General features: G+C 50.9%; 17 protein-coding genes and 1 tRNA gene. 6 read left to right on the top strand and 12 right to left on the bottom strand.

Annotated elements, in window-relative coordinates; all coding sequences use genetic code 11:
* Nucleotides 1-42 precede the first annotated feature (42 nt).
* Nucleotides 43-819, bottom strand: a complete 777-nt coding sequence (locus PUP29_RS10775) for an SDR family NAD(P)-dependent oxidoreductase (protein WP_353423301.1) — start codon at nucleotides 817-819, stop codon at nucleotides 43-45.
* Between the two features lie 313 nt (nucleotides 820-1,132).
* Between PUP29_RS10775 and PUP29_RS10770 the strand changes: the two genes are divergently transcribed.
* The 3 genes from PUP29_RS10770 (at nucleotide 1,133) to PUP29_RS10760 (ending at nucleotide 5,728) form a co-directional block, all read left to right on the top strand.
* Complete coding sequence (locus PUP29_RS10770) at nucleotides 1,133-1,675, top strand: nuclear transport factor 2 family protein (RefSeq protein ID WP_353423299.1); 543 nt, start codon at nucleotides 1,133-1,135, stop codon at nucleotides 1,673-1,675.
* A 196-nt stretch (nucleotides 1,676-1,871) separates the two neighbouring features.
* Nucleotides 1,872-3,026 (top strand): YkvI family membrane protein, encoded by a 1,155-nt coding sequence (locus tag PUP29_RS10765; RefSeq protein ID WP_079545874.1) that lies wholly within the window; start codon nucleotides 1,872-1,874, stop codon nucleotides 3,024-3,026.
* Nucleotides 3,027-3,244: 218 nt separating this feature from the next.
* Nucleotides 3,245-5,728, top strand: coding sequence for a LuxR C-terminal-related transcriptional regulator (locus tag PUP29_RS10760; RefSeq protein ID WP_353423297.1), 2,484 nt, complete (start codon nucleotides 3,245-3,247; stop codon nucleotides 5,726-5,728).
* A gap of 45 nt (nucleotides 5,729-5,773) precedes the next feature.
* Here PUP29_RS10760 and PUP29_RS10755 read toward each other — a convergent pair whose 3' ends face one another.
* From PUP29_RS10755 to PUP29_RS10745, 3 genes are all read right to left on the bottom strand, one after another.
* Nucleotides 5,774-6,166 (bottom strand): hypothetical protein, encoded by a 393-nt coding sequence (locus tag PUP29_RS10755; RefSeq protein ID WP_353423296.1) that lies wholly within the window; start codon nucleotides 6,164-6,166, stop codon nucleotides 5,774-5,776.
* A gap of 195 nt (nucleotides 6,167-6,361) precedes the next feature.
* Nucleotides 6,362-7,789: a 2-isopropylmalate synthase gene (locus tag PUP29_RS10750; protein ID WP_079545880.1), complete on the bottom strand. Its 1,428-nt coding sequence runs from the start codon at nucleotides 7,787-7,789 to the stop codon at nucleotides 6,362-6,364.
* 16 nt (nucleotides 7,790-7,805) lie between these two features.
* Entirely contained in the window at nucleotides 7,806-8,999 is a 1,194-nt protein-coding gene (locus PUP29_RS10745) for a pyridoxal phosphate-dependent aminotransferase (RefSeq protein ID WP_079545882.1), read from the bottom strand.
* Between the two features lie 335 nt (nucleotides 9,000-9,334).
* Here PUP29_RS10745 and PUP29_RS10740 point away from each other — a divergent pair, with 335 nt between their 5' ends.
* Together PUP29_RS10740 and PUP29_RS10735 are read left to right on the top strand one after the other, a co-directional pair.
* Complete coding sequence (locus PUP29_RS10740; RefSeq protein ID WP_353423293.1) at nucleotides 9,335-10,225, top strand: DegV family protein; 891 nt, start codon at nucleotides 9,335-9,337, stop codon at nucleotides 10,223-10,225.
* Nucleotides 10,226-10,381: 156 nt separating this feature from the next.
* Nucleotides 10,382-11,275, top strand: a complete 894-nt coding sequence (locus PUP29_RS10735; protein WP_353423291.1) for a glycerophosphodiester phosphodiesterase family protein — start codon at nucleotides 10,382-10,384, stop codon at nucleotides 11,273-11,275.
* A gap of 41 nt (nucleotides 11,276-11,316) precedes the next feature.
* Here PUP29_RS10735 and PUP29_RS10730 read toward each other — a convergent pair whose 3' ends face one another.
* Nucleotides 11,317-12,015 carry a DUF1361 domain-containing protein gene (locus PUP29_RS10730; protein ID WP_353423289.1) on the bottom strand — a complete coding sequence of 233 codons (699 nt, stop codon included), beginning with the start codon at nucleotides 12,013-12,015 and terminating at the stop codon, nucleotides 11,317-11,319.
* A gap of 234 nt (nucleotides 12,016-12,249) precedes the next feature.
* Between PUP29_RS10730 and PUP29_RS10725 the strand changes: the two genes are divergently transcribed.
* Nucleotides 12,250-12,324: transfer RNA gene (locus tag PUP29_RS10725), tRNA-Glu, on the top strand.
* 644 nt (nucleotides 12,325-12,968) lie between these two features.
* Here the strand turns inward: PUP29_RS10725 and glnA are convergent.
* The 7 genes from glnA to PUP29_RS10690 all read right to left on the bottom strand — a co-directional run bounded on the left by glnA (nucleotide 12,969) and on the right by PUP29_RS10690 (nucleotide 21,808).
* Nucleotides 12,969-14,300, bottom strand: coding sequence for a type I glutamate--ammonia ligase (glnA, locus tag PUP29_RS10720; protein ID WP_079545889.1), 1,332 nt, complete (start codon nucleotides 14,298-14,300; stop codon nucleotides 12,969-12,971).
* Nucleotides 14,301-14,414: 114 nt separating this feature from the next.
* Nucleotides 14,415-15,920: a xylulokinase gene (gene xylB, locus PUP29_RS10715; RefSeq protein ID WP_353423287.1), complete on the bottom strand. Its 1,506-nt coding sequence runs from the start codon at nucleotides 15,918-15,920 to the stop codon at nucleotides 14,415-14,417.
* Nucleotides 15,921-15,936: 16 nt separating this feature from the next.
* Nucleotides 15,937-16,770 carry an HAD-IIA family hydrolase gene (locus PUP29_RS10710; RefSeq protein ID WP_079545892.1) on the bottom strand — a complete coding sequence of 278 codons (834 nt, stop codon included), beginning with the start codon at nucleotides 16,768-16,770 and terminating at the stop codon, nucleotides 15,937-15,939.
* Nucleotides 16,757-17,812, bottom strand: coding sequence for an iron-containing alcohol dehydrogenase family protein (locus PUP29_RS10705; protein ID WP_079545894.1), 1,056 nt, complete (start codon nucleotides 17,810-17,812; stop codon nucleotides 16,757-16,759). The genes PUP29_RS10710 and PUP29_RS10705 overlap by 14 nt, the downstream gene beginning before the upstream one ends.
* A 113-nt stretch (nucleotides 17,813-17,925) precedes the next feature.
* Nucleotides 17,926-18,894 carry a 6-phosphofructokinase gene (gene pfkA, locus PUP29_RS10700; RefSeq protein ID WP_079545896.1) on the bottom strand — a complete coding sequence of 323 codons (969 nt, stop codon included), beginning with the start codon at nucleotides 18,892-18,894 and terminating at the stop codon, nucleotides 17,926-17,928.
* A 291-nt stretch (nucleotides 18,895-19,185) separates the two neighbouring features.
* The gene (locus PUP29_RS10695; RefSeq protein ID WP_353423284.1) at nucleotides 19,186-20,682 is read right to left on the bottom strand and encodes a xylulokinase; all 1,497 of its coding nucleotides are present in this window, start codon (nucleotides 20,680-20,682) and stop codon (nucleotides 19,186-19,188) included.
* Between the two features lies 1 nt (nucleotide 20,683).
* Nucleotides 20,684-21,808, bottom strand: a complete 1,125-nt coding sequence (locus PUP29_RS10690) for a glycerol dehydrogenase (protein WP_353423282.1) — start codon at nucleotides 21,806-21,808, stop codon at nucleotides 20,684-20,686.
* Nucleotides 21,809-21,860 lie beyond the last annotated feature (52 nt).

Raw genomic sequence — 21,860 nt, 5'->3', positions numbered from 1 at the left:
TACCCCTCCAAATATTGATGACCCCTATAGGAATCGTTCAAGTTAATTCAGTGCGGAAGTAAGTCCGCCGTCCACCATGATGTTCTGGCCTGTCGTAAACGTATTTTCATCCGAAAGGAAATAGATAACGGCGCCGCTGAGTTCGCCGAAATCTCCTGCGCGCTTCAGCGGGCAACGGCCTTTCTTGTGCGTATCCGGATTGGACGCCACTTTAGAGCGGGAGGTCATTCCGCCATTGAGGAACGTTCCCGGGCCAACACCATTTACCAGAACGCCATATTTCGCATATTCAACCGCCTGTCCCTTGATGAGGCCAAGCACGCCGCCCTTTGCCGCGTGATAGCTTGGGCATCCGGCATCTGTGCCGAACATGCCTGCAACAGAGGAAATATTCACGATACGTCCGCCGCCGTTTTTCATCATGGACTGCTTTACCACTTCCTTGCTGACCAGCCACGGGCCCGTGAGGTCCGTATCGATGACCTGCATCCACTGCTCTTTCGAATAGGATTCGATCGGGCCGTACGTCAGGCGGCCTGCATTATTGACCAGCTTATCGATCTTGCCGAACTCCGCCACGACCTCCGAGACCATCTGTGCGACCTGCTCTTCGTCCGTGACGTCGCAGTGCCAGTATTTGATCTTCTTTCCCGTTTTTTCCGCAAGCTCTTTTTCCGTAGCCTTGCCTTTTTCATCCTGCACATCGCAGAAAGCAACGTCTGCGCCCTGCTCTGCCAGCGTCTGTACGAATTCTTTTCCAAGGCCTTCCGCCCCGCCCGTCACCAATGCGACTTTTCCTGTGAAATCAAACTTGAACATCGTTTCTCAACCTCTTTTTCTTTGTTTTTTGATTTCCTAACATTTGGAATGTCACTTTTGATGTTATTTTCACAAAGCGACACCCTCTCAAAACCCGTGTCAAATGAACCCCCACGGGAAGATTGTGATTATTTTAGCATACTCGCCCCTTTGTTCCCATCACCCGAAAGTATCATTTTAAAAGATAAAAAGAATAGCACTTTGGGGTGATAGGAAAATGCGGCAAATGCGGTTAGTATAGAAACAAGATTGTTACAAATTTCACGTAGCAAGGTCCATACTGATAAAATAGAGAAAGAGGGGTACATACAAAATGAAACATGTTGTGGACGGTAAGCTGTATACGATGAAAGACGCGCCGGCAACGACACTCGAGGAACGCATTCAGCGCCTCGAGGATATCGAAGCGATCAAATCCATTATGTATAACTACACGCGCTGCACCGATAACCTTGATGCGGAAGGGATCGCTGCGATGTTTACGGAAACGGGAACTTTCTGCAGCCCGGCTCTTGGGAATCCTACCGGAAGAAAGGCGATCGCAGAGCTGTATTCGAAGCTCCTCCCCGGAACGAAATCCAGTACGCATCTTATTGCTAACCAGCAGATTTGGTTCAAAACCAATGATAACGCGGTCATGCACTGCTATCTGCATGCATGGCAGACCTTTGAGGATTATCCGAAAAAGCCCGACTGCTTCACCTACGGCCGGTATGAGGTAGAGGTCGTTCGGGAGGGCGACGGCGAATGGCGCGTCCAGAATTTCAAGATCGTAATGGCCGGACAGCTCGGCGGCGGCAAATGCTGCGACCACTTTGCCCGTCCGTGGCCTCCGGCACCGGATCAGGAATCTTAAATGATATCGGTAGGGTGCGGACGGACAGGGCCGTCCGTATCCTGCTGCTTTGACTGAAGCAGCGTTATATGTACTCTTCCGGACATCTTCGGATATCAGCGGGGCTAAAACCATTTGATCGGTTTTCTTCAGTCCTGAGTTCATCTGCGTTTTGCTTCTTACCCAAAACAAATATCAGGAAAAAGAGGTAAGGGTCTTGAAAAAACAATCGGCATTCCGCATCGCTTTTCCGGTCTCTGCAGTCTGGTTTGGCGCGATCGTGGGACCTTCTATGATATCGGGGGTCTATGAGAGCGTTTATTTCGCTCCTTACGGCGCGTGGGGCATCATTCTCCCTATGATCGCCATGGGCATTGCGGCGGTCGTGATCGGCATGGGCGCAAATGTCGCACGGCGTTTCCGCGTATATGATTACAACAGCTACTCCAAAAAGCTATACGGTAAATTCTCTAAAATTCTAACGCCTGTTTTGGAGATTTATATGGTCATCGCCATGATCGTGGGCGGCAGCGCCGTGATCGCTATGAGCTCCACATTTTTAAACGACCTTTTAGGCATTCCTCAACTCGGCGGCGCACTTATCATGGCTGTGATCTGTATCGTTCTTGTGCTTTGGGGCGCGGGGCTGGTGCGTTCCGCTTCTTCGCTGATGTCTGTCGTTATGATTGCGGGGCTTGTCATTTTGGCTGTCCTCATTATTTCCGAACGCAGCAAGGAGCTGGGGACCATCATTTCCACATGGTATGCGCCCGAAAAAAACAGCTTCTGGATCGGGCTTCCCGGCGCAGTGGCGCTCGGCCTTTCCAATTGCTGCAACGCGCTCACCCTAAGCGCTGTAGAACAAAAGGTCAGCCGGACAAGGGACTGTGCGGCGATCGGTATCATAAGTTTCGTTATGAACAGCACCGCATTCATCGTCACGACCCTGATGCTGCTTCCCTACTGTCCGGAAGTCCTAACGAATACGATCCCGATCCTCAGTATTATCCATCAGCATCTGCTCACGGACGTTCCGTGGCTTCCGACAGTCTATACGGTCGTTATGCTGCTCGCGCTCGTCTCAAGCGGCGTTCCTCAGCTCCACGCGGTCGCTTCGCGCCTGCGGGCCGTTTATCCTGCGCGTATCAAGAGCCCGATCGTAAAAAATACGATCTCCGGTATCATTTATTTTACCGCATGTATCCTTATTTCATTTTTGGGGCTTTCCAATATCGTCAGTACGGGCTATTCCATTCTGGGCTATGCCGCGATCCCGCTTCTTGCCATTCCGATCTGCATCGTATGGCCGGCCATTTGGCACCGCCGTAAAAAGAAAGGACTTCCGCCCGAAGCCGGAAGCGTGGAACCTTAAGCATTTGAAATACAGTTTTGCTTCCGCCTGTGCGGAGGCAATGATCCTACATCCCCATGAAAGACCAGCGGACGAGTTCCGCTGGTTTTTACATGTTCCTCCCGCATTCGCCGTGTTTTTCTCTTTTCAGTCAAATTGTATCTTTTTGTCTGATATGTTAGAATAAGTTAAATTCGCTCATTTCTATCGGGCTTTCTTTAATAAAAATGAGGGTTAAAATGAAACATGAACATGCAAGGATACTGAGCCGCAGCAGGCTGAATGAAAAATTGGAGGATATCCTGCAATATCCTCTGACAGTCGTTACCGCCCCGATGGGTTTTGGGAAGACCACTGCCGTCCGTTCTTTCATCGACGAACGGACACTTCCCCACATCTGGCTCACCATGACGGAATCCGTCAAGATCGCGGCAAGCGAATATTTCTGGTTCTTATTGGAAAAAGGAGTGCGCGCAAAGGCACCGCGGCTCGCTCAGGCGCTGAGAGAAAGCGGCTTTCCGAGCGACAGCGTCCAAATTTCAAGAATGATCGACACATTGGAACAAAATTCATCCCTGCCCGAGACTGTCGTCATTATTGACGATTATTATCTGATTGAAAACTCTGAGATCAATGCGCTGATGAAACGGCTCGTATACGCACAGATCCCATGGCTTCACATCGTTATCATCAGCCGGAAAGTTCCCGCAATCGGAGTTGACGAGCTGATTGTAAAGGGATTTTGCCATACGATCGATACAGGAGATCTTTCTTTTACGGAGGAGGAGCTCGAAAGCTATCTCGATATGGTTTCCTTTCATGGCAGCGAAGAAAGCAGGCAGAAGATACGTTCCTATGCCGGCGGTTGGATCACCGCCATCTATTTGATGACGCTTGGTCTTTCCCAAAATAAAAATCTTGAATTTTACCGTTCTATCAACGCGATGCTGAAATCCTCCTTTTTCGACCGGTATCCCCCGGAGATCAAGGATTTCCTGTTCCGTCTTTCTTTCTTCGATATGCTGACGGCGGATCAGGCAGTTTATTTATTTGACGACCCGGTCGCTGCGCAAAGACTTGAACGGCTTTACGAGGACAATGCATTCATCACTCTCGATAGGGAGGGCCGCTATAGATTCCATCAGATCTTTCTTGATTTCCTGCGTGAAGAGCGTAAGGGGTGCAGCCTCGATAGGCGCAGTCTCATGCAGCGTGCGGGAGAGTGGTATTCCATGCAGGAGGACCACGCCCTCGCCTTTAAATACTGGATGGCTGCCGGAAATTATGAGGCGATCCTCGATGAACTGGAAAAAACCGATATCCGCAACATCAATTCGATCGACCGCAAGCTCATCTTTCAGGTGTTCAGCAATGTCCGCGACGAGCAGAAATATAAATATCCGATCGCTACGCTGCGGTATATTTGGCTGGTCATCTGCTTTATCGATAAGGACCGCGGCGCACAGATGCTGAACCGCATGGAAGCATATTTTATGCAGCATGAGCACAAAACCTATTCCCGTAACCAGATCCTCGCCGAAATCGCCATGGTCTCTACCACGCTCGCGTTCAACGATGCGGAGCAATTCATCAGCTGCACAAAAAAGGCGCTTCAGCTGCTGAACGGGAAAACGACGATCATACGCAACCGGAAAAGTGTTTTGCCATACGGCGTACCTCATTTCACATACGATTACTACCGCACGCCCGGGGAATACCGCAAGACCGTAGATATTCTGGTGAATGGCTTCAAGAGCCATATCGAGGCGACCGGAGGATGCGGCATGGGATGCATCAATCTTGCACGGGCAGAGTACGGGCTTGAGACCGGCGCCTTTGAAAATGTGGAGCTTGCCGCCCAGAAAGCCATTTATAAAGCAAGGATGCGGGAGCAGTCGACCGTCGAGGCCGGTGCATATATGACGCTCGCCCGGCTGTACTTATATCAAAACCGGACCGGAGAGCTTTGGCAGGTTTTAGACCATATCGATGAAATGGCGCATGCCGAACGGGATACGATCGTGCTCAATACGCTGGATAACTGCCGCGGATATATCAACGCATGTATGGGACGGCTCGAGGCCATCCCAAAATGGCTTCGTCAAGGCGATATGACCGTGTATACCTCTCAATATCAGGGCTCTGCGTTCAATTATATCATCTACGGAAAATCCATTCTGCTTTCCGAGGATTATATCAAACTGGAGGTCATGACAGAAGCATTCGAGGAATATTTTGCCGCATTTCACAATCAGCTCGGCTACATCCACAACTATATTCACAGTGCGGTCGCAAAATACCATATTTACGGAATGTTCGAGGGAGCCAAAACACTTCAGAAAGCTTTTGACATCGCACAGCAGGACGGCGTCGTCATGCCGTTTGCAGAAAATGCCGAATTCATTCTTCCCATGCTCAAAAGCAAGCTTTTGGAAGCAGATAAAACGTTTATGAAAAAGGTCCTCCAGCTATGCGAAAAAAATACGGACACCGGCAGCACCTCTATACTCTCTCCGCGGGAGATCGAGGTCATCATTCTGATGGAGGCCGGAAAAAGCCAAAAAGAGATCGCGGATTCCCTTTGTATTTCCCCCAACACAGTAAAACGGCATGTCCAGAACATTTATCAGAAGCTGGATACCAATAATAAAACGCTGGCAATCAAGCGGTTTCGTACCGCCTGCAGTTCTCAGCCCGCTGAAAAAAATCCATCGGATTTTTGATGATTAAAAACGGCGTCCCCGAAAGAAACGCCGTTTTTTCCGTTTTTATGAAAAGGCGCCCATAAAACCTGCAAACGGCTTGATGATATCTGTAAGCGCCTGAATGCTTTCATTGAGCACATCGAACCGTATGGAGGCGAGTCCTTCTACCACTTCATTGAGCGCGGCGATGTCAAACTCGTCCAGCCGCCCGATCTCTACCGCAGCGGTATCCGCAAGCCCCGATATCGACTCCAGCGCCGCCGGAAGCCCTGCTGCCGCCTGTGAAAGCGTAGCGCCGACTACACCTATCCCGATGGCAAGGAGCACCGCGAACAAAATCAAAAGGACCGTATGGATCCGGGAAGAATGCAGCGTTTTTCGCCCTATCTCGACCTGCTGTTCCAGCAGAGCTTCTATACGTTCCAGCCTGTCCGTCTCGTTCTTTCCTCCGTCCATAATACTCTGCTCCTCCCAAGCTTTGGCGCCGCGCCGCTAAGTCCGCAGAGCCTGATCGTTCCAATTTCAAATGGAAAAGATATAAAGAATTACAGGGTTATTGTATCATAAATTTCAGGCTTTGCAATGTTTTTCCTTTCCGCAAAAAAAGCAGCGGCCCTTTCCGCTGCCTTTTCCTGTTTTGTCCGCTCACTTCTACTTCTGCCCGGGCGCATCCCCGATATTCGCCACATGCGCGCACAGCGCGGCATATTTCATATAATCCGCGTCGCGTATGATCATTTCGAGCTCGTTGTCGCCAAACGACGTCGTTCGCCCTTCTGCGTATTGGCGGTCTACTTCGTCTTTTATTTTCTGGACGAGGCCGGATTTTTTATCGATCTTCTGCGCACCCTCAAGTTTAAAATGCGCATTGACCCAGTGCGCGATGCCTGCGAGGCCGGAATGCTCCCCGATCACGACCGTGACCGGGCGCCCCAATATCTTTTCCGTATTGAATATGTTATAGATTTGCTCGTCCTTCAGAAGTCCATCCGCATGGATACCCGCGCGGGTGGAATTGAAGTTCCGGCCTACGAACGGCGTCCGCGGATTGATGTCATATTTCAGCTCCTTTTCAAAGTAATCTGCAATCTCCGTGATGGCGCGCAGGTCCATACCGTCCTGCGTTCCTTTGAGCTGCACATATTCGATCGCCATCGCTTCGATCGGGCAATTTCCCGTGCGCTCTCCGATGCCCAGCATAGAGCAGTTGACAGAAGACGCGCCATACAGCCATGCCGTTGCCGCATTGCATACGACTTTATAGAAATCGTTGTGCCCGTGCCATTCCAGCAATCTTGACGGAACGTTCGCATAGAACCGCAGCCCATAAACGATGCCCTGCACGCTCCGCGGCAGGGATGCGCCCGGATAGGTCACACCATAACCAAGCGTATCGCACATGCGTATCTTGATCGGTATCCCGCTCTCCTCACGCAGCTTCATCAATTCGCGCGCAAACGGAACGACAAAGCCGTAAAAATCGGCGCGGGTGATATCTTCAAAATGACAGCGGGGAACGATACCCATATCGAGAGCGTCCTTTACGACGCCGAGATATTTATCGAGCGCCTGCCCGCGCGTCATTCCCATCTTATTGAAAATATGGTAGTCCGAGCAGGATACGAGGATACCCGTTTCCCGAATGCCCATATCTTTCGCAAGAGCAAAATCCTTTTTATTCGCGCGGATCCACGTTGTGATCTCCGGGAACTCGTAGCCGAGCGCCATACATTCCTCAAGCGCCCTGCGGTCCTTTTCCGTATAGACAAAAAATTCACTCTGCCGGATGATGCCTTTCGGTCCTGAGAGTTTATGCAGGAGCTTATAGAGGTCTACGACCTCCTTGACCGAAAAGGGGATACGCGCCTGCTGGCCGTCTCGGAACGTGGTATCTGTGATCCATATTTCGTCCGGGAAATGCATGGGCACCGTTCTGTGGTTAAAGGTGATCTTCGGGATCTGGTCATAATCAAACATATCCTCGAACAGATTCGCCTGTTCCACATCCTGCAGCGTATAATTGTAATCGTTTTCCTGCAGCAGGTTCGTCCTGCCGTATCTTTCGTTTGCCGAAGCCATAGCTTCCTCCATCTGATCAGCCGAGCATCTTCACAAATTCCGCGATGCGTCCGATCCCTTTTTCAATGTTTTCACGCGAGATGGCGTAGGACAGCCGTACAAAGTCATCCGCGCCGAAGGCTGCCCCCGGTATCACCGCCGTCAGTTTTTTCTCCAAAAGCTTTTCCGCGAAATCGACCGAGCCTTTGATCTCTTCTCCATCCAGTCTGCGTCCTTTGAGCTTGGAGATATTCATCATGACATAGAACGCCCCCATTGGCGTGACGCAGGAGACCCCGTCTATCTCATTGACGAGCTTTACCATCAGCTTGCGGCGTTCGTTGAATTCCTCGCGCATCTTTTCGATCTCGTCCTGCGGACCGGTAAGCGCTTCCACACCAGCGAACTGTGCGACGGAACAGGGATTCGAGGTCGCATGGCTCTGATAGCTCCCCATGACCTTTGCGATCTCCGCCGTGCTTGCCGTATAGCCGATACGCCAGCCTGTCATGGCATAGGTCTTGGAAAGCCCGTTTACCAAAATCGTGCGCGTATATGCGTCATCCGAAAGATTCGCAATGGAAAGATGCTTTTTCCCGTCATATACGAGCTCGCCATAGATTTCGTCGGAAACAATGAAGAAATCATGCCTTTTTGCGATCTCTGCGATATTCTCAAGCGTTTTCTGCGAATACATGCAGCCGCACGGATTAGACGGATTGTTGACGATGATCGCCTTGGTCCGCTCTGTCACGGCCGCCTCGATGTCCTCCGCAAGCGGTTCAAAATTATTGCTTTCTTTCGCTTCTACGAAAACAGGGATGCCGCCCGCCATTTTGACCAGCTCCGGATAGGTCAGCCAATAGGGCGATATGATAAGCACCTCGTCGCCCGGGTTTACGATTGCCTGGAACGCGTTGAACAGCGAATGCTTTGCGCCGTTGGAGATGACGATCTGATCCGGCCCATAGGAAAGGTCGTGATTCTTTTTCAGGTTTGCGCACACTGCCTTTTTCAGTTCGAGCGTACCCGACGCCGGCGTGTATTTCGTCATGCCGATACGAATCGCCTCTACGGCAGCGTCTTTGATGTGCTGCGGCGTATCGAAATCCGGTTCTCCGGCGCCGAAGCCGACTACATCGAGCCCGCGCGCCTTCATATCCTTCGCCATTGCCGTGATTTTCAAGGTCAGCGACGGCGAAATTGCAAGTGCTTTTTCGGAAAGTTGCATTTTCTACCTCCAACAAATCCCTCTTAAAATTTTATACGACCATGTGTTTTCACATGCATATCCCATCGTTAGCATATCTATTCTAATACAAACAAAGTGGAAACGCAAGACTTCCGCGCCTTACAAATGCAAATTCTTAAAAATAATTTTTCGTTTTACAGTGCCTTCGCTTTTTTTGCTCCCGTCTTGCTTTTTTGAGGCGTAAACGATATACTATAAATAGTTGTGTGTGCCCGTACAATACGTATTTCAGCGGGACGCAACCCGTTTTTCAGAGCCCCGTTTCCACGGGGCGGCCGGACACCAACACAATAAAATGATTGGAGAGTAATGTGATGGCTGATTATGTGCTTACCTGTAGTTCCACCGCCGATCTTCCGACTGCATTTGTAAAGGAGCGCGGCATTCCGGTTCTGTTCTACCAGTTCTTTATGGACGGTCATGAATATTATGACGATCAGGGAATATCCATCCCCACACACGATTTTTACGAAAAGGTCCGGGCTGGTTCCATGCCCACTACGTCTATGGTAAATACGGAGCGTTATACGGAATTTTTCACGCCTATCCTTGAGGAGGGCAAGGATATCCTGCATCTGGAGTTTTCTTCCGGATTGTCCGGTTCTTACAACAATGCGCTCATGACTGCTGAACAGCTGATGCAGAAATATCCGGACCGGAAGATCGTAATTGTGGATTCCCTTTCCGCTTCGCGCGGATACGGCCTGTTCGTGCATCTCGTCGATAACAAAAAACAGGAAGGCGCATCGATCGAAGAAGCGCGCGATTACGCAGAGCAGCTGAAATGGAAGATCACGCATTGGTTCGCCGTAGAAAGTCTCGAGCACCTGCGGCGGGGCGGGCGCGTATCCCGTGCGAGCGCATTTCTCGGAACGATGCTCAACATCAAGCCAGTGCTTGCCTTTAATAATGAGGGAAAGATCATTCCTGTCGAAAAGATCCGCGGGAGGAAAAAATCTCTGATTGCGCTCGTCGATAAAATGGAAGAGGACGTCGACAATCCGGACGGACAGATCGTATATGTCGGCCACGGCGACGCGCTCGAGGATGCGGAATATGTCGCAGGACTCATCAAGGAACGGTTCCCTGCCGTAAAGGAGACTCTGATCAATTATACAGGTCCGGTCATCGGCGCACATTCCGGCCCGGGTACTGTGAATATACATTATGTAGGAAAACAGCGCGTCGATACGAAGTTTAAATAAACGGAAGCCGTTTTCTCCCGCCGGGAAACCCGGCGGGCGGTTTTTTGCGGCTGTTTTACAGGAATTTAAGAAAGTCTTTATTTTTCCTACATGATATTTTACTTTCTTTCTGTTATACTGGAAACCGAGATCGAAATTTGGAGGAATTTGCCTTAGATGCTTTCGGAGGTATCTGCGGCCGCTGTGATACTGGCCGCGATCATATGTGTTGTTCTGGTGCTGGACCGCGTGATGACAAAGGCGGCCCCGCCGGCTGAAAAAACATGGCTGACTGATTACCAATATGCGCACAGGGGGCTGCACAACGAGCATTACCCCGAAAATTCGCTTCCTGCATTTGCAAACGCAATGAAAAATGGGTTTGGGATCGAATTGGACGTACACCGTACGTCCGACGGTGTGATCGTTGTGTTTCACGATTCCAATTTAAAGCGTATGACCGGGGTGGACGGCAAAATCAAGGACTATACGTTTGCGCAGCTGCGTAAGCTCCGCCTTGCCGGCACGGAATATACAATCCCGACTCTGCGCGAGACGCTTGCCCTGATTGGCGGGCGCGTTCCTCTTTTGATCGAGATCAAACGCAAGGGATTTGCAGGCGATCTGGAGCGCGAGCTTTATGATATGATGCAAGAATATGGCGGAAAATATGCCGTCCAATCCTTTTCACCCTTTTCGGTACGTTGGTTCAAAAAGCATGCGCCGGACGTATACCGCGGACAGCTTTCCTGTAATTTTTCTCTGTGCAAGGAAAATTTCCCCGCCGGTATGGACTGCGTTCTGCGGTTTATCCTTTCTAAACTGCTGATCGTCGTGCAGCGCTTGGGCGTCAATTTCATCTGCCGCCCGAATTTTATCAGCTACGAGTTCCGAAGGGTGGATTCGCGCCTGATACGCCGTCTGCGCCGGAGCGGTGCTCCCATTTTTGCATGGACGGTACGCAGCAGGGAGGATTACGAACGCGCAAAGCAATATACGGATTCCATTATTTTTGAAAACTTCACACCAAAAAAGCGGCCTGTTTTTTGGAATCAGCATAAAGCAAGCTAAAAGCAAAAAGAAAGAGTCTCCTTTTAAAAGGGAGGCCTTTTTTATCTTTCTGTGAGGACCGGCCAGACCACAATGAGATACATGAGCAGAAAGAAAGCCGTATGGCACAGCACGAAAACCATCAGTTCTTTTCCTTTGCCCGGCTGTCTGAAATGTTGTTTTAAGAGGCTGATAAAATGTTTTGGCTTCAGAATATCCCAGCTGTTGAAACGCAGATACCGCCCGATATAGATACCGAAGCTGATCAGCAGAAAGACCGCGGATATCATCAGCCAAAAAATCCGGTTATTGACTGCACCTAAATCAAACGCGTCGGCGGGATGAACGAATACGCCATAGATCAGCTGGAGCAGCATCACATTGAGCAGAGTATTCATGACGCCGGACATAGATAGGGCCAATACGGCAATGATGTCATACCACATAGGTACTTCCTTTTTATCCGCAGTCCTGTGATTCAAATTGAGTTCTGTGACCAGATAGCCGGCGTTCGGAAGAAGCAGCAGCCAGAGGACGACGCCGGCAAGCCCAATCGCAAGCCCTGCCGCCGGAGCGATACAGATCATAACGAGGAACATGAAAAGTATTGCTGCTGTCAATACAAAAAGCGGGAGCAGCGAAAGTCCCATATTTTTCAGCATCGGTTTATAAAGCTTCGTTCCGAAAAGCTTAGGGCGCAGTAGGATCAAAACGGCCGCGAACAGGTTCATTGCGGCAATTCCTAAAATCAATGTAAGCATCCCCGTCTTCCTTTCTCTTATACTATCATCATAAACGCATACCGTCTTTTTAAACGGTCATATCGTGCCGCGGGCCCCTGCCGCTTCGTATATCCGTTCTTTTGCAGCTTATTCAGCCGCTCCATATATAGCAAGGTATAGCAATATTCATTCATAAGATTTTTGATAGTTCTGATTTTTTATATTGACAAATCGGGAATAATCCACTAAAATTATTAGTGCTATCAATCAGATGGCCCCATGGTCAAGCGGTCAAGACGTAGCCCTCTCACGGCTGAAACTCGGGTTCGATTCCCGGTGGGGTCACCACGTCGGAGCAAAGTTCGCTTTGCTCCATTTTTCTTTTTCAAAGAAAAACATTCGCCCGCTCCCTTGCTCCTCCTCTTCCGCAAGAAAGCCCGCTCGGCTCACCTGCTCGGTTGTAAACGCCCTCGCGACGGTTCACTGTCGCTACCACTTTCCTGCGGGTATGCGCCTGCGGCGCGCTTGTTGCAAGTTGGAGTTCATATTTGGTAGGTGTACCCACATCGCGGCAAACTGTGCCGCACCTGAAAGCCCTGTTTTTTAGCGGTGCTTTTGTATATCGTTGCCACTTTGTTTTCCCATACCGCGCGGTATTGTTTTTTCGATTTTTGACCTGCCTCTATTCTATATTGTAGGCCCGCATATAAAGTCCGCGGAATATTCCGTCTTTTACATTTTCTCTTTTCTGCCCCTCTCCTGCAAAAATCACACCCGCCGCCTCACGATTCACGTTCTTTCACAGCTTGCCCTCTGCTGTCAGCTTTTAAAGTCTTAAGCGAGGTTTTGGCGACGGCTCTCTGTACTATCGCCGCACATCCCGTTCCTGTTTTTTGTACGCCCGGTTATCGTTCCATTTTTTCCTGCGCGTCTGAGCGAGCTTTCAAAAAAATATGCCGCTTTGCAAATGCAAGGCGGCATATTAGATTTTTTTAATATTTCGTCAGATAATGCTTCAGCTCCCATTCATGCACACGGGTGGAATAATCCGCCCATTCATGTTTTTTGCCCTTGAGGTATTTCTCGTAGGCGCCCTCGCCCAGCACTTCCTTCATCAAACCGTCCTCTTCAAAATCGCCGATCGCATCGAACAGATTCTGGGGAACACGCCGGATCATGTGCTTTTTCTTTTCCTCCTCAGACAGCGTATAAATATTTTTATTGACAGGCGGAGGCGGCGTCATTCCCTTCCGTATGCCCTCCAGTCCCGCCGCGAGCGCTCCCGCGTATGCGAGATACGGATTTGCCGTCGGGTCTGGATTGCGCATCTCTATCCGCGTCGCAGCGCCGCGTGCAAACGGTACGCGGATGAGCGGGCTCCTGTTTTTTGCCGACCATGCGATATAGCACGGCGCTTCAAAGCCGGGAACCAAACGTTTATAGGAATTGATAATCGGATTCGTCAGCAGGGAAAGACCGCGCGCGTGCTTCAATATCCCCGCCATAAAGCCGTAAGCTTCCTTAGACAGTCCAAGCTCGTCGGATTTATCGCAGAACGCGTTCCCCTGCTCAGTACAAAGCGACATATTGATATGCATCCCGCTTCCGGCGATCCCATAGATGGGCTTCGGCATGAACGTAGCATGGCGGTGATGATCCTGTGCGATGCGCTTTACTACGATCTTGAACGTCATGACGTCGTCGGCCATTTTCAGAGCATCCCCATACTTAAAATCGATTTCATGCTGCCCTGCCGCACATTCGTGATGAGAGGCTTCGATCTCAAAGCCCATCTCTTCGAGCGCAAGACAGATATCGCGCCGGGCAGAACCGCCCATATCGAGCGGAGCAAGGTCAAAATAACCGCCGTCATCGTTGGTCTCGATCGTCGCCTTATTATGCTCATCCTTATGGAACAGGAAAAATTCGCATTCGGGTCCGACGTTCATCGTGTAGCCCATTTCCTTTGCTTTCGCAAGCTGCCGCTTCAGAATATGGCGCGGGCAGCCGTCGTACGGCGTTCCGTCCGGCATATAGACGTCGCATATAAAACGTGCGGTGCGGCCTTTGGGGTTTGACCATGGAAATATTTCAAACGTATCCAGATCCGGTATGAGCATCATATCGGATTCTTCTATCCGTGCGAATCCGTCTATGGACGAACCGTCGAACATACATCCCTGCTCGATCACACTATCGAGCTTTGAGGTCGTTACCGTGATATTTTTCAATATCCCGAAAATATCCGTAAATTGCAGGCGCAGAAACTTAATATCATTTTCGTCGATAATTTTATGCAGTTCCGCCTTCGTATATTTGGGCATTCTTTTTTCCTCCCTATTCATACAATACTCTTATTATATATGAACCGCCGTCCTTTATGCAACAGACAAAAAAGGCTTTCCATTACAGCCGGAAAGCCTTTTTTCTTCACTTTCTTATTCCTGCTCTGCGGATAGCCTAAAGGTATCTTTCAGATCGTAATACAGCTTATCGTATATCTTCTTTACTTTTTGATATTTTTCGTGATTGCCCGGTATCGGCTCCACGACCTCGCTTACGGAATGAACCTTTTCCGCGTCCTCAAGGTTTTGATAGATGCCTTCGCCCACACCTGCGACGATCGCGCCGCCATATGCGCCACCCTCCGCCGCGCCCGCGAGGATTTTAACCGGCAGGTTGAAGATGTCCGCGACGATCTGCTTCCACAGTGCAGATTTCGCGCCGCCGCCCGAAAGGACGACTTCCTTGAACTTCAGATTGGGATTGGTATTCATGATGAGCTCATACATCTGATAGAGGCCGAACGTGACGCCTTCCATGACCGCGCGTGCCATATCCCCCTTATTCGAGAGCAGAGATAGCCCATAGAACACACCGCGTGCATCCGGATCGGGATACGGACAGCGTTCGCCCGAAAGATAAGGCAGGAACACGATCCCGTTTGCCCCTATACCGGACGCTTCCGCCCCCTCATTGATGTCCTTGAACGGCTCTGCGCTGTCCGCATAGAAAGTATTTTTATACCACTCCATCGAGCCTGCGCACGAGAGCTGGCAGCCGAACGCCATATATTTTCCGGCCGCGTTATTGCAGAAAAACTGCAGCTTGCCGCCTTCATTTTTTCCGAAGCTGTTCATCGCCGTCGCAACGACCCCGGACGTGCCCATAACGACGCCGAGCGTGCCCTCTTTTACAATGCCCATGCCCGTATTCTGGATGACCGCGTCCCCGCCGCCTCCGTAAACAGGCGTACCCTCCGGGAGGCCTGTTTCCGCTGCAGCCTGCGCCGAAATATGCCCCGTTATCTCGTCAGATTCGTATACTTTCGGGAAAATGGAGCGGTCAAAGCCAAGTTTTTCGATCAGCCCGTCTGCCCATTTGCGGTTTTTTACGTCGAAAAGCCCTGTACCCGACGCTTCCGAAGCGTCCGTCGCGATATCGCCCGTTAGGCAATAGCGGACGTAATCCTTAGGCATCACGAATTTTGCGATACGCGCATAGTTTTCCGGCTCGTTTTTCTTCACCCACAAGAGTTTCCCTCCCGTGAAGCCCGTGAGCATCGTGTTGTTCGTATAGCCGACGAGCCCGTCGATGCCGCCCGCCGCTTCGATGATCTCCTCGCATTCCTTTCCCGTGCGCTGGTCGTTCCAAAGAATCGCGTTGCGTATGACCTTATTGTCCTTATCGAGCGCTACAAGACCATGCATCTGTCCTGAAAAACCGACCGCCGCAATACAGTCCTTTTCAATGCCGTCCAGCATTTCGCGCAGCGCCGCCTTCGTTTCGTTCCACCAATCCGCCGGATCCTGCTCCGACCATGCCGGCTTCGGCGTATACAGCGGATAAGTCTTCGTAACAGACCGTACGACCTTTCCGTCCTCATCTATGATCAGGCACTTGACCCCGCTGGTTCCCGGGTCTATCCCTACTAAATACTTCATATCTGTTTCCTCCTTATTATTTGATTGCCGTATAGATATCATATACACTGTCTAAAATATAATCCGGCGCAACGTCGCCCTCTTCGATATCCTGATAGGATATTTCTCCGGAGAGCACCGCGATGCCGACGATCCCTCCGTTGACTGCGGTTTTCACGTCTGTATACAGGCGGTCGCCCACCATTGCCGTTTTCTCCCGCGGGGAGCCGGTTTTGGCCAAAATATAATCTACCGTTTCCTTGAACGGCTTCCCGACAAATTTCGGCTCTATCCCCGTCGCGTGTGTGATCATGCAGGCCATCGAGCCGCAGTCCGGGCAAAATTTTCCGTCCTCGAGCGGACAGACGCGGTCTATATTCGTCGCAAGGAAGGGAACTCCTGCCGTGATGAGGCGCGAGATCGTGTCCGCCTTTTCGAAATTGAACGTTTTATCGAACCCCAGCACCGCAAAATCAGCCGTTTGCGTATCGTGCGGCAAAAGCGTAAACCCCGCCTCCTGAAACTGCGCTTCCAGCTCCGGCGTGCCTGCAAGATAAATGCGCTGCCCCCCATGCGTCCTGAGATAATGGATCATCACATCGCCGGAAGTCATGATATTCCCACGTGTCATACCTGAAAATCCCAGCCGCTCCAGCTTTTTCACATAATCCTCCGGCGCTTTGGAGGAATTGTTTGTGAAAAAATAAAACGAAATGCCGTTTTTCTGCATATATTCGATATACTCTTTCGCGCCGGGGATCAGGTTCTCTCCCAGATTGATCGTGCCGTCCATATCGAGCACAAAGCATTCGATTTCCCGAAGCTCCGCTGCGGCGCGGTTCACCTTGCCGCGCTTTTCACTGCCTGTCATCTATGCCTCCGTAAACCGCATCGTAAATTTTTTTCAAATAAGCGTCGTCATAGGGGATCTCATCGAGGATCGTATACCTGTTTTTGCGCGTCGTGCGCGCCGTGCGCATGACCTGTGCGTAATCCTCATAGGTAAGCCCGATCTCCGCAAATGTCGTAGGAATCCCTACACTCTTCAGATAATTCCGTATGAAGCAATAATTTCCGCCATAGAGGTATTCCACAAGTATGCTCGCCATCGCAGTCTGTATCCCATGCAGCGTTCCTTTTCCTGTCGCGTCGATCGCATGGCTGATGAGGTGCTCCGCTCCGCTCGACGGCCGGGTATTGCCTGTGATGTTCATAGCAAGCCCGGACAGCACGACAGATTCCGCAAGCTGCGTCAAAAACGCGGTGTTTTTGATATCCGGCTTCGTATACTGAAGGATCGCGCGTACCGCGGTCCCCGAAATGATATAGGCAAAATCGTCCATTTTCGCCTTCCCTGCGTGCACCGCTTTTTCCCAGTCCCGCAGGGCTGTGATATTAGAGATAAGGTCTCCAAGGCCCGCAAGGATCAGGCGGTCCGGCGCCGTTTTGATGATATCAAGGTCCATGATGATATAGGATGGTATCTTGCAGTCGAGGCTGCGCACCGAATTGTGGTCGCACTTTAAGACCGCGATCGGCGATGCTACGCCGTCGTGTGAAATAGATGTCGGAATACTGATAAAAGGTCGCTTTGACATAGACGATGCATATTTGCCCACGTCAAGAACCTTGCCGCCGCCCATCGCGATCACTGCGTCAAAATCACGGTTGACGATGTAGTAGGATTTCAAAAACGCCTCGCGCAGGGAGCCTGCATGGACGAATTCGCGTTTTACCTCCCGGCAATGTCCCTCCAGAAACGTATAGACGTTCCGTCCGTAAAGCTCATCCACGATTTTATCTACGATCAGCATGACTCGGTCCGTGGGCCTGATAAATTCCCTCAGCCGCGGATACAGGATACCGCAGCCGATCTTCACGCTTTCCGGTACTGCAAACGTATTGATGGTCATCCACTCCTTCGATCAGATTCCTATTTTCCGGGCGCTTTCTCGGCTATAAAAAGCTCGAATAGTCAAAAAAGGCTTTCAACAAGCCTTTTTGATCCTTTCGCTGCATGCTTCGCTTACATATTTTCCGACATGATCTTAAATTCATCGTATAGGTCTTTCCGGAAAATCAGCTCCTTGCTGAGCGCTTCGTCGATATCCTCATCGATGATCTTATTGTCCCGGATGCCGACCACACGGTTTCCGATGCCCTTTTCAAGCAGCTGCACCGCACGCACGCCCATGCTCGTCGCGCGCATTCTGTCTGCCGCGGACGGCGTTCCGCCGCGCTGGATATAGCCAAGCACGATCGCTTTTGCGTCGAGCTTCGCCTTTGCCCTCATATAGTTTGCGACCGCTTCGCCCTTGCCCGCTCCTTCGGCAATCAGCACGATGCTTGTCATATTCCCCTTAATGCGGTTGCTGACGATCTTATCGCAGATAGAATCGATGTCGAATTCGACCTCAGGAATGATGATATGCTCCGCTCCGCCCGCGATGCCCGCGTAAAGCGCGATATCCCCGCATTTATTCCCCATGACTTCAATGACGCCCACGCGCTCATGGGAATTCATCGTATCGCGGATACGCGACATTTCCCCGATGACGCCGTTGACCGCCGTGTCGAAACCAATGGTGAAATCCGTATAGGCGAGGTCGTTGTCGATGGTTCCGGGAATGCCGATCGTCGGAACGCCGAGATGTGAAAGGACCTTCGCTCCCTGAAAAGAACCGTCCCCGCCGATGACGACGATACCGGAAATATCGAATGCCTTGATGACCTGAAGCGCCTTTTGCTGCCCTTCCGTCGTCTTGAATTCCTCGCAGCGCGCCGTTTTCAGGATCGTGCCGCCCTTTTCAACAATGCCCGCAACGTCTTCCGTTTTGATGCGGTCCACACGGCCTTCAATAAGCCCCGCATAGCCCTTTGTGATACCCATTACGGAGAAGCCTGCCGCATCGGCCGCCATGACGACCGACCGGATCCCTGCGTTCATACCCGGCGTATCTCCGCCGCTTGTAAGTATTCCGATTCTTTTTTTCATAGCACACTCACCATTTATTTAAACTTTCTTTTATAATATTTCCCGTTTTCGTGTGCGCGGGCACACGCCGATTTCCGCCCCGCCGCGGCGAAGCTTTGTCTGGGCGAAGCGCAGGAGCGTTCTTTTTTAGATACGATATCCGCGATTCATACGTATTCTAACAAAAAAATTCGGAAAAAACAATATGAAACGACCGAAAATACAAAATGTTACATTGGTTTTTTGTCCGTTTTTTTAAAAGAAAAGGTATGGGAGGCTTTTCTGCTCCCATACCCTCATACTACACAACCTCTATTCGAACATCTGCAGTTTTGAAAACACCTCTTTTTGCCCGTCATAGGCCAGTTCAAACAAAGCGCCCAGCCTCTCATAAAAATCTGTATACTTTATGTTCGGACACGTCTTCTCTGCCCGTGCATTAAACCGTTCTGCTGCTTCAAACCCCGATAGCTCACCCGTTCCAACACCCGCGATAACGGCTGCCCCGATCGATGTGGCCTCTTCGAGATGCCTCAGGCGTATAATATCCATTCCATAAATATCCGACAGAATCTTACGCTGGATCTTGCCCTGCGCAAAACCGCCGATCACTATCATTTCATCAATATCCACCGCATTTTTGAGAATGTCGAGAATCAGCTTCAGGTTCATGGCAATGCCTTCTACTACGCTGCGCATCATATCCCCAACGGTATGCTCCATCTTCAGCCCGACAAACGCCCCCCTCGCTTCACTGTTCCATCTCGGGCAGCGTTCTCCCAACAGGTAGGGCAGGAACAAAAGGGCGTTTGCACCCGGCACCGACCGTTCTATCATTCGGTTGAGTTCCTGATAGGAGATATCCGCACCGCACAGGCGTTCCTTAGCCCACGCAAAGGCTGCTCCCGCAGTCTGCATCGTTCCGGACGGGATCAACAGGCCCGGAACCACATGCGCCCATGTAACCGTCCGCATTTCTTCATCATAGCAGGCCTTTCGGGAACAAGTAGATATCCACGAAGAGGAACCGAGACAGTTATAGGTGATCCCTTCCGCAATAGACCCGGCCCCCACCGAGGCGCAGCTTCCATCTCCGCCGCCCAAAACGACTTTCGTGCCCGGCGCAAGCCCACATTCTGCACTGACCCGCTCCGTCACTGTTCCGGCGATCTCTGTAGACGGATACAATGCAGGCAAGATGCTTTTATCGATCCCCGCGGCATCCAATATCTCATCCGACCATTTCAGCGTATCCAGTTCCAGAGCATTTGTTCCCGATGCATCCGAATAATCTGTCATATATTCACCGGTCAGCTTAAATACGATATAATCTTTCGCATTCAGCATTTTATAGGTCTTTTCATAAATCTCCGGCCGGTTATCGCGGACCCACATCAATTTTTCCAGACTGTAAGAACGGCTGAGGCGATGTCCTGCCAGACGGTAAAGCCTTTTGGGATCGATATGCTCAGCCAGTTCCGCCTCCTGTTTCTCTGCGCGCATATCCGCCCATATAATAGAGTCCATCAGCGGTATTCCGTTCTTGTCTACGCACAGGCACCCCATCATTTGGCCCGAAAAGGAAACCGCTGTTACTGCTTCGGGGTCGATTCCGCTGAGCAATCTTCGTGTTGCTCCACAAACAGCCTTCCACCATTCATGCGGACTTTGTTCTGCCCAGCTGCCGTTGAAAAAATGAGCTTCATATCCTGCTACTTCGCTCTTTACGATATCGCCTTCCAGTGTAAACAGGGTCGCTTTATTTCCTGACGTTCCAAGGTCGTGCGCGATCACATATCTTTCCATCATTTTATACCGTTTCTTTATAGTATTTTCCGACCGCATTTCCCGCTTTTACAATATCGACGACCATGTCTTCCGTTACATGGAACGGCTGTGCCGACCAGAAAGAATTCAGCGATGCTTTTGCGATAACGCGGAGATTCTCTTCCGTTTCTTCAACAAACAGATCCTCCAGTGTGACCGGAAGCCCGACCCGCAGGCAGAAAGTTACGACCTCTTCTATCAGCTCTTCCGGCGCGTTTTCCGCGACCAGCTGGCAGATTACGCCGAACGCCACCTTTTCCCCGTGCAGGGTTTTCGCGCCTTCCGGCAGGGCTGTGATGCCGTCTCCTACGGAATGCGCGCCCGCGCATCCGGTGTTTTCAAACCCGAGCCCGCTCATGAGCGTGTTGGCCTCGATGACGTCTTCCAGCGCTTCCGTTACGATCCCTTTTTCCGCCGCCATTTTCGCGAGGAAGCCTTTTTCGATCACCGTTTCGTAGCACAGTTCTGACACTGCGAGCGCCGACTTACACCTGCGGAAACCGCCGTGGGTAAACCAGATATAGTTCGCCGTATCGGACGCTTGATTCGCGCGCGCCTCAAATACCGTCGAAAGAGCGTCGCCCATGCCGGACACGAGAAACCTGATCGGCGCTTTCGCGATGATCGCGCTGTCTACCAATACGAATTCCGGATTTTTATCATAAAATATCGCATGACTGTGCTCTCCGTTATCTTTATAAATAACGGACAGCGCAGAGGTCGGCGCGTCGGTAGAAGCGGAAGTCGGCACGATGGCCATGACTGCGTTCGCCCCCGCCGCCACCGCTTTTGCGGTATCCAGCGTTTTCCCGCCGCCGATCCCGATCACGACGTCCGGCGAAAGGCTGCGGCCTTTTTCCGCTATTTCCGCGATGTTCTTTTCCGTTACCTCCCCCGCAAACATAAGCGTTTCGATTTCCGCGCCGTTTTCCTCATACTGCCTTTTCAGTTTTGCGGAAAGGTCGTCAAAGAAAAACGGATCTATGACCGCCAGCGCTTTTTTCCCGTAAAGCGACGTATATTTCGCAAGGTTATCGATTTCTCCCGGCCCTTGGATATATCTGCTCGGCGATCCCCAGCCTCTTGTTGTTTTCATTACATAGCTCATTTTTCAATCCTCCTTTAATGATTCCCGTTTTCCGTGTGCCGTGTACGGACAT

Source organism: Christensenella massiliensis (assembly GCF_040409835.1).
Classification (GTDB): Bacteria; Bacillota; Clostridia; order Christensenellales; family Christensenellaceae; genus Christensenella; species Christensenella massiliensis.
Note: the sequence above shows the minus strand (reverse complement) of the source record. Positions and strands in the feature narration are given on the sequence as shown.

What these genes read in the sequence shown, in the direction of transcription:
- PUP29_RS10745 (WP_079545882.1), bottom strand. Translation starts at nt 8,999, where the DNA reads ATGCAACTTTCCGAAAAAGCACTTGCAATTTCGCCGTCGCTGACCTTG.
- PUP29_RS10690 (WP_353423282.1), bottom strand. Translation starts at nt 21,808, where the DNA reads ATGAGCTATGTAATGAAAACAACAAGAGGCTGGGGATCGCCGAGCAGA.
- PUP29_RS10750 (WP_079545880.1), bottom strand. Translation starts at nt 7,789, where the DNA reads ATGGCTTCGGCAAACGAAAGATACGGCAGGACGAACCTGCTGCAGGAA.
- pfkA (WP_079545896.1), bottom strand. Translation starts at nt 18,894, where the DNA reads ATGAAAAAAAGAATCGGAATACTTACAAGCGGCGGAGATACGCCGGGT.
- PUP29_RS10730 (WP_353423289.1), bottom strand. Translation starts at nt 12,015, where the DNA reads ATGCTTACATTGATTTTAGGAATTGCCGCAATGAACCTGTTCGCGGCC.
- PUP29_RS10775 (WP_353423301.1), bottom strand. Translation starts at nt 819, where the DNA reads ATGTTCAAGTTTGATTTCACAGGAAAAGTCGCATTGGTGACGGGCGGG.
- PUP29_RS10735 (WP_353423291.1), top strand. Translation starts at nt 10,382, where the DNA reads ATGCTTTCGGAGGTATCTGCGGCCGCTGTGATACTGGCCGCGATCATA.
- PUP29_RS10695 (WP_353423284.1), bottom strand. Translation starts at nt 20,682, where the DNA reads ATGATGGAAAGATATGTGATCGCGCACGACCTTGGAACGTCAGGAAAT.
- PUP29_RS10740 (WP_353423293.1), top strand. Translation starts at nt 9,335, where the DNA reads ATGGCTGATTATGTGCTTACCTGTAGTTCCACCGCCGATCTTCCGACT.
- PUP29_RS10710 (WP_079545892.1), bottom strand. Translation starts at nt 16,770, where the DNA reads ATGACAGGCAGTGAAAAGCGCGGCAAGGTGAACCGCGCCGCAGCGGAG.
- PUP29_RS10770 (WP_353423299.1), top strand. Translation starts at nt 1,133, where the DNA reads ATGAAACATGTTGTGGACGGTAAGCTGTATACGATGAAAGACGCGCCG.
- xylB (WP_353423287.1), bottom strand. Translation starts at nt 15,920, where the DNA reads ATGAAGTATTTAGTAGGGATAGACCCGGGAACCAGCGGGGTCAAGTGC.
- PUP29_RS10760 (WP_353423297.1), top strand. Translation starts at nt 3,245, where the DNA reads ATGAAACATGAACATGCAAGGATACTGAGCCGCAGCAGGCTGAATGAA.
- PUP29_RS10705 (WP_079545894.1), bottom strand. Translation starts at nt 17,812, where the DNA reads ATGACCATCAATACGTTTGCAGTACCGGAAAGCGTGAAGATCGGCTGC.
- glnA (WP_079545889.1), bottom strand. Translation starts at nt 14,300, where the DNA reads ATGCCCAAATATACGAAGGCGGAACTGCATAAAATTATCGACGAAAAT.
- PUP29_RS10755 (WP_353423296.1), bottom strand. Translation starts at nt 6,166, where the DNA reads ATGGACGGAGGAAAGAACGAGACGGACAGGCTGGAACGTATAGAAGCT.